The organism is Aliivibrio kagoshimensis, from assembly GCF_050337105.1.
GTDB classification, from domain to species: Bacteria; Pseudomonadota; Gammaproteobacteria; order Enterobacterales; family Vibrionaceae; genus Aliivibrio_A; species Aliivibrio_A kagoshimensis.
On the sequence record NZ_JAKJSQ010000109.1, the window covers coordinates 1 to 8,199 of the forward strand.

Here is an 8,199-nt window from a genome sequence, read left to right on the forward strand (position 1 = left end):
GCGCAGTGGTAGTTCAGTTGGTTAGCTGTTTATTAGAGAAGCCGGCCTGTCACGCCGGGGGACGTGTTGCTCTCAAGGTGTTAGAAAGTCYCGTCCACTCCGCCATTTTTAAGAAACCTGAATCTCACGATTCAGGTTTTTTTTCGTCTGAGCAATACCGAAATTGCAACGATAAGAGAATAGACACTGCGCAGTGGTAGTTCAGTTGGTTAGCTGTTTATTAGAGAAGCCGGCCTGTCACGCCGGGGGACGTGTTGCTCTCAAGGTGTTAGAAAGTCCCGTCCACTCCGCCATTTTTAAGAAACCTGAATCTCACGATTCAGGTTTTTTTCGTCTGAGCAATACCGAAATTGCAACGATAAGAGAATAGACACTGCGCAGTGGTAGTCCAGTTGGTTAGCTGTTTATTAGAGAAGCCGGCCTGTCATGCCGGGGGACGTGTTGCTCTCAAGGTGTTAGAAAGTCCCGTCCACTCCGCCATTATTAAGAAAATAGCAATATAGTTGCTCTAATGGAACTGAGAAATGTACTATTCGTCTTTATATATGATTATCAATCAGGTAGTCTAAATTTATAAGTTATACCTCATGCCTTATAAAGGACTCTCTGTGCATATCACTTTTCGACCTTCTCGATCTCGCTCGACAATTATTCTATTCGTTCTGCTGTTTAGCTTATTCTCACATTTTGCTAATGCTAATGCTAATGCTAATGCTAATGCTGAAATTGATGCTGAACGCCCGAAAATAGGCTTGGTTTTAGCAGGTGGCGGCGCCAAAGGAGCTGCTCACATAGGAGTGATTAAAGCATTAGAAGAGATGAATATTCCGGTAGATTATATTACTGGGACTAGTATGGGAGCCTTTATTGGTGGCTTGTATGCTTCAGGGCAGAGCGTAGAAGAGATAGAAGCACTGATTGATAATACACACTGGAACAGTGGGTTTTTAGATACCGTTGAGCGTGGAGAACGAAAGGTTCGGGATAAAGTTTATGAAGATAGATATCAAATTCGAACGGATCTAGGCATTGGCTTAGATGGCTTCAAAGCGCCAAAAGGCGTGGTGCAAGGTCAAACGATGAGTAAGATCTTACGTCAATCACATCGTAATTTAGCCAGCTTAGATACCTTCGATCATTTAGCCATTCCATTCAGAGCTGTAGCCACTGATATCGAGAAGTTAGAAGCGGTAGTGATAGATCACGGAGATTTAACGGTAGCGATGATGGCCAGTATGTCAGTGCCAGGTGCACTGCCTCCAACGGTTTATCAAGGTCGATTATTAGTTGATGGCGGGATCGTGAATAATATGCCAGTTGATGTGGCAAAAGCCATGGGGGCTGACATTATTATTGCTGTAGATGTAGGCAGTGATTACAAAGATGAAGACCAGATTTCAAGTTATTTGACCGTAATGAATCAGTTAACCAATTACATGGTCAAAAAAAGCACAGCAGAGCAGGGCAAGTTATTAACTGGTAGAGATGTATTACTTCAACCCAATGTTGGGAAAATGGATACTGCTCAGTTCGAAATTATGAATCAAGCACTGCTTCTTGGTTATGAATCAGCTCTCGAGAGCAAAGAGAAGCTGGCATCGCTAACGATTACTCCTAAAGAGTATGAAGAGTATAAGAATAAGGTTGAAAAAAGAAAATCTAACCTTAAGTTTGGGGCTGATTTAATCGTTACTAATATTGCATTGAATAATAGCAGTCAGTACAGCGATGAACTGTTGCTAGAACGTCTCAATCTTAATGAGGGTGCTACCATTGATATTGAAGATCTAGAAGCCAGTATCCGAAACCTCTATGTTTTAGACCGTTTTGAGAAAATAACCTATAACTACCAATATGAAAATGAAGAGAAAACCACATTAACCATTAACGTAAAAGAGAAATCATGGGGACCTAACTATCTTGATTTTAGGTTTGCGTTAGAAGATGATTTTAACAATAACAGTAAATATTCACTCGGCATGTCTGTGAATTTTACGGATATAAATCTAACTGGCTACAATAACATTGGTTCTGAAATTAGAACAAACTTCGCAATCGGTACTGATAAGTTGGCATTGGTTGAACTTTATACTCCTTACTTTTCCGAGCAAGCTTTTTTCAGTGTTCTCAGAGCCAGTTTCACTTCGGAAAGTAAGCATTACTCTGGTATTGAACCAACATTGGAGTCGACTCAGACTTACATCCCTATTGATTACGACGAGTTGACCTTTGAAGGTGCTATAGGCTCGCAACACTACCTTTGGCAGGATATCAGGTTTGGTTTACGATTTACTGACGGTGAAGCTACATTATCTGGGTATTCACAGTTAAATGCTGACTATCAACGAAAAGGTACATTCCTCCAATATCGCTTAGACACCCTTGATGACTTTTCGCTGCCTAGTAGTGGCCACTTAGTCATGGCTGAATACCTTTATTCTCAAGATAAAGCATCATCTAGTATCAACAATCAAACCGAAGACTCTGTAATCCAATTTTCTGCTGTTGCAAGTAAAGCGATTACCTTTGACCGTCATACTTTCGTCGGGCATGCAGAGTACGGCAGTGTTGAAAATAAAGAGCAAGAGCGCTTGGTATTATCCCCTCATGAGCTGGGTGGTTTTATGAGATTATCGGGAACACCAAAAGACAGTCTGTCTGGAGAGAATTTGGTTTTTGGTAGTTTCACCTATCGGTATAAAGTGATGGAAAATGACTTTGGTGTCTTTGAGTCTCCTGTATATATAGGTGCTACACTTGAATATGGAGGAGTATGGAGTGGGAAAACAGTCATGAATGATGCAAATTTATACACTGCAGGTTCACTTTTTGCTGGTGTAAAATCCCCAATCGGCCCCATTATTCTTGCTTATGGAAGAACCGAAAAAGATTACGATTCTATATACCTGATCTTAGGTAAAACACTGTAAAAATGTGCCTTTAGTCAAATGTTGTTGAAAAGGATCAGATTTTAATTTTAAGTTAAATTTGCTATAATCTTTCCCCACAGTTTTGGTTTGGTGTGATTATTTAATCTGTTTTTAAAAGAGTGTTATGGAATAAACATGAAAAATCAGATGATTATGCCTACCAGTAATGTTCCAAGGATGTTTATCCATTAGGGGTAAACCGCAATGAGAGGAATAAGTCGTGCTTGAAGCTTACCGTAAACACGTCGAAGAACGTGCTTCTGAAGGGGTTGTACCTCAACCTCTAAATGCAGAACAAGTAGCAGCTCTGATTGAGCTTGTTAAAAATCCACCAAAAGGTGAAGAAGCGTTTGTTTTAGACCTTCTGGAAAATCGTATTCCACCAGGCGTAGATGAAGCAGCTTATGTTAAAGCTGGTTTCTTATCGGCCGTTGCAAAAGGTGAGGCTACATCACCATTAGTCAGTCGTGAAAAAGCAACTGAACTATTAGGTACCATGCAAGGCGGTTACAACATAGAGTCTTTAGTGTCATTCTTAGATGATGAACTGTTGGCTCCAATCGCTGTAAAAGCACTATCACATACTCTTCTAATGTTTGATGCGTTCTATGACGTAGAAGAGAAAGCAAAAGCAGGAAATTCGTCAGCTCAACAGGTTCTCCAATCTTGGGCTGATGCTGAATGGTTCTTATCAAAGCCTGCATTGCAAGAGAAAATTACCCTTACTGTATTTAAAGTAACGGGTGAAACCAACACCGATGATCTTTCTCCGGCACCTGATGCTTGGTCTCGTCCTGATATCCCCCTACACGCTCTCGCAATGCTCAAAATTGGTCGTGATGGTATCAACCCTGATCAAGAAGGTTCAATTGGTCCAATCAATCAAATTGAAGCACTAAAAGAGAAAGGCCATCAGCTGGTTTATGTGGGTGATGTTGTTGGTACGGGTTCGTCTCGTAAATCAGCGACTAACTCTGTACTTTGGTTTATGGGTGATGACATTCCATATGTACCGAATAAACGTGCTGGCGGATATGTTCTAGGTGGGAAAATTGCTCCTATCTTCTTCAATACAATGGAAGATGCTGGTGCATTACCAATCGAAGTCGATGTGACTAAGCTGAACACGGGTGATGTGATCGATGTTTACCCATTTGAAGGTAAAGTTGCTGATCACTCGACAGGTACAACTATCTCTGAGTTCTCTCTCAAAACGGATGTTCTGATTGATGAAGTTCGTGCCGGTGGCCGTATCCCATTGATCATTGGTCGCGGACTTACTGATCGTGCTCGTACTGCTCTAAACCTACCAGATTCAGATGTATTCCGTCGTCCAGTCGAAGTTGCTGATACAGGCAAAGGATATACGCTTGCTCAGAAGATGGTTGGTAAAGCGTGTGGTGTTACGGGTATTCGTCCTGGCACATACTGTGAACCTAAGATGACGACGGTTGGTTCTCAAGATACTACCGGACCAATGACTCGTGATGAGCTAAAAGACCTTGCCTGCCTTGGTTTCTCTGCTGATTTAGTGATGCAGTCTTTCTGCCATACTTCGGCTTACCCTAAACCCATTGATGTGAATACACACCATACTCTACCTGATTTCATTATGAATCGTTCTGGTGTATCGCTGCGCCCTGGTGATGGGGTTATTCACTCATGGCTAAACCGTATGTTGCTGCCTGATACGGTAGGTACTGGTGGTGATTCACATACACGTTTCCCTTTAGGTATTTCATTCCCTGCGGGTTCCGGTCTTGTTGCATTTGCAGCCGCAACGGGCGTAATGCCACTGGATATGCCTGAATCAGTATTAGTTCGTTTTAAAGGTGAAATGCAACCGGGTATCACGCTTCGTGATCTCGTGCACGCGATCCCTCTATATGGCATTAAACAAGGTCTTCTGACGGTTGAAAAAGCAGGCAAGATCAACGAATTCTCTGGTCGTGTATTAGAGATTGAAGGTGTTGAGCACTTATCTGTTGAGCAAGCGTTTGAACTGTCTGATGCTTCAGCAGAGCGTTCTGCAGCGGGTTGTACCGTTAAACTGTCTCCAGAGTCTATTTCAGAGTACTTAAACTCGAACATTGTCATGTTGAAGTGGATGATATCTGAAGGTTACGGCGATGTACGTACTATTGAGCGTCGTATTGCAGGAATGCAAGAGTGGTTAGATAACCCTGAACTAATGTCTGCTGATTCTGATGCTGAGTACTCTCATGTGATTGAAATCGATCTTGCTGATATTAAAGAGCCGATTCTTTGTGCACCAAATGATCCAGATGATGCTCGTCTTCTGTCTGAAGTACAAGGCACTAATATTGATGAAGTGTTCATCGGTTCTTGTATGACTAACATCGGTCACTTCCGTGCTGCTGGTAAGCTGTTAGATAAACATACTGGGCAGTTAGAAACTCGCTTATGGGTTGCTCCGCCAACTAAGATGGATAAAGACCAACTGACTGCTGAAGGTTACTACGGTATCTTTGGCCGTGCAGGGGTTCGAATTGAAACTCCTGGTTGTTCTCTGTGTATGGGTAACCAAGCACGAGTTGGAGATGCAACGACGGTAATGTCGACCTCTACTCGTAACTTCCCTAACCGTTTAGGTAATGGTGCTAATGTATACTTATCATCTGCAGAACTTGCTTCAGTTGGTGCAATTCTAGGACGTATCCCTACGTTTGAAGAGTACATTGAGTATGCAAACCAACTAGATGCAACGGCTGCAGATACTTATAGCTATTTGAACTTCCATAAGATGGCTGAGTACACTGAAAAAGCAGACACCGTGATTTTTCAATCTAAAGCTTAATAAGTAAACATTAAGTTATTGAAGCCCTCTTTATGAGGGCTTTTTTTATGCATAAACCCATTAACAAGTTGCAAAAATGAAGCAGATAATCACAATGAGCGCTGTATGATTGGTTAGAGCAGTAAAGGGTGAGACAACGATGGATTATGATTTTAAGAAAAACACGTTAGAGGGAACGTATCATGCCAACTTCTCAATGGGGCATGAAGCTTTAGGTCGTTGGTTACTAGAGGAAGTAGGTAAAGATTTTGAGGTCATTGAGACTCTCTTTACTCAGATTAACCTGTTAAAGAACAGCGCTAATGAATGGACGTTGATTGGCAATGAAATGACGCTGATTTTATCGGCAGAAGAAGCGGTCGTGCAAGAGAACAGTGTATTGCACCACAGTGATGAAGAGTTTGAAGAGGGTATCGACTTTTATAATGAAGAGAGTATCTCCAGTTGTGGCTTAGAAGATTTTGAGCAAATGATTGAGAGTTGGAAGGCATTTATTACTCGATTTTAATCGGCGTCTTTTTTTAGTGCACCGGTAGTTATTGTGCATTATATCAGTGAAAGGCCGCACCGCATTGGTGCGGCCTTTTTTCGTTAATGGGTCGCTAGGTTTATAACTAACTGTTTTTATTGTGAATTTATTATTGGCACGTAGCTTGAAAGGTAAGGAGTAGATAGATTAAATAGCAGGGAGCACAAAATGAAAATTATTAACGCGATTATAAAACCATTCAAATTGGATGATGTACGCGAGGCACTACATGAAGTGGGTGTTGATGGAATGACAGTATCAGAAGTTAAGGGGTTCGGTCGTCAGAAAGGGCATACCGAGTTATATAGAGGTGCTGAGTATCAAGTGGACTTCTTGCCAAAAGTAAAAATTGAGATTGCCACTCAAGATGAAAATGTCGATCAAATAATAGAAGCGATTACTAAAGCGGCGCATACCGGAAAAATCGGTGATGGAAAAGTGTTTGTGTATGACCTACAGCAAGCGGTACGTATCCGTACAAATGAAATGGACAACGAAGCACTTTAAGTCAGTATTCAGCGATAGAGGTAAATATTATGGAATTAGCAACAACAGTTACCGAACTTCGGTACGCACTAGACACTTTTTTCTTTTTGATTTCAGGTGCGTTGGTGATGTGGATGGCAGCCGGTTTTGCCATGTTAGAAGCGGGATTAGTTCGCTCTAAGAATACGACTGAGATCTTAACTAAGAATATTGTTTTATACGCCATCGCCTGTACGACGTTTTTACTCATGGGTTACAACATCATGTATGTGGGCAATAGTGAAGGTGGCTTTATTCCGTCAATTGGCGCATTGATAGGTTCACAGGCCGAAGGCGCGGATCACTCGCTTGAGTCCGACTTCTTCTTCCAAGTTGTTTTTGTTGCAACCGCAATGTCAGTGGTGTCTGGCGCAGTGGCCGAGCGAATGAAGTTGTGGGCGTTTTTAGCGTTTACCGTGGTACTTACCGCGTTTATCTACCCAGTTGAAGGGTACTGGACATGGGGTGGTGGTTTCTTATCGGCTGCCGGTTTCAGCGACTTTGCAGGATCAGGCATTGTTCATATGGCAGGTGCAGCAGCAGCATTAGCTGGCGTATTACTGTTAGGTGCTCGTAAAGGTAAGTATGGTAAAAAAGGTGAAATATACCCAATTCCAGGTTCAAACATGCCATTAGCGACATTAGGAACGTTTATCCTTTGGTTTGGTTGGTTTGGCTTTAATGGTGGTTCACAGTTAATGGTATCAGACTTTGAGAATGCCACTGCGGTTGGACAAATATTTCTTAACACTAACGCAGCAGCAGCAGCTGGTGCCATTGCTTCTCTAGCTGTGTGTAAGCTTATGTGGGGTAAAGCGGACTTAACCATGGTATTAAATGGAGCGTTAGCGGGTCTTGTTGCGATTACCGCCGACCCTCTATCACCATCACCGTTAGCAGCAGTAACTGTTGGTTTACTAGCTGGAGCCTTGGTGGTATTCAGTATTATCTCTTTGGATAAGGTGAAGATTGATGATCCTGTTGGAGCTATCTCTGTTCACGGTGTGTGTGGTTTCTTTGGTCTGATGGTCGTGCCATTTAGCAATGAAGGTGCTGAGTTTGGTAGCCAGTTGTTTGGTGCGGTTGTTATCTTTGCATGGGTCTTTTCGGCAAGTATTGCGGTATGGGCACTGCTAAAAGCAACCATTGGAATTCGTGTTACGGGGGATGAAGAACTTGAAGGCATGGATCTTCATGACTGTGGTGTGGAAGCTTACCCTGAGTTTGTTAGTGCAAAATAGAGTGTGATATAACACTATTGAAAAAGCCCTTGCATTTGCAAGGGCTTTTTTATCTATAATGAGTAATGGCGATGATGACTATAGTCAATGTTTTAACATTTAGTTACATCTATTGATGATAAACAGTTGTGATTCGCATCTTTATTTGTATAATAA

Annotated in this window: 6 protein-coding genes; all 6 read left to right on the plus strand. The window is 42.0% G+C overall.

Features of this window, described 5'->3' with window-relative positions:
- On the plus strand, positions 1-200 hold a 200-nt coding region (locus tag L4C32_RS19695; RefSeq protein ID WP_428198600.1), incomplete at its 5' end, for a hypothetical protein.
- 414 nt (positions 201-614) lie between these two features.
- Positions 615-2,930 (plus strand): patatin-like phospholipase family protein, encoded by a 2,316-nt coding sequence (locus L4C32_RS19700; protein WP_428198605.1) that lies wholly within the window; start codon positions 615-617, stop codon positions 2,928-2,930.
- Between the two features lie 220 nt (positions 2,931-3,150).
- Positions 3,151-5,748 (plus strand): bifunctional aconitate hydratase 2/2-methylisocitrate dehydratase, encoded by a 2,598-nt coding sequence (gene acnB / locus L4C32_RS19705; RefSeq protein ID WP_428198601.1) that lies wholly within the window; start codon positions 3,151-3,153, stop codon positions 5,746-5,748.
- 139 nt (positions 5,749-5,887) lie between these two features.
- A complete protein-coding gene (locus L4C32_RS19710; RefSeq protein WP_428198602.1) occupies positions 5,888-6,256 on the plus strand; it encodes a YacL family protein in 369 nt (122 codons plus the stop codon).
- Between the two features lie 189 nt (positions 6,257-6,445).
- The gene (locus L4C32_RS19715; protein ID WP_428198603.1) at positions 6,446-6,784 is read left to right on the plus strand and encodes a P-II family nitrogen regulator; all 339 of its coding nucleotides are present in this window, start codon (positions 6,446-6,448) and stop codon (positions 6,782-6,784) included.
- Positions 6,785-6,813: 29 nt separating this feature from the next.
- Complete coding sequence (locus L4C32_RS19720) at positions 6,814-8,043, plus strand: ammonium transporter (RefSeq protein ID WP_428198604.1); 1,230 nt, start codon at positions 6,814-6,816, stop codon at positions 8,041-8,043.
- Positions 8,044-8,199 lie beyond the last annotated feature (156 nt).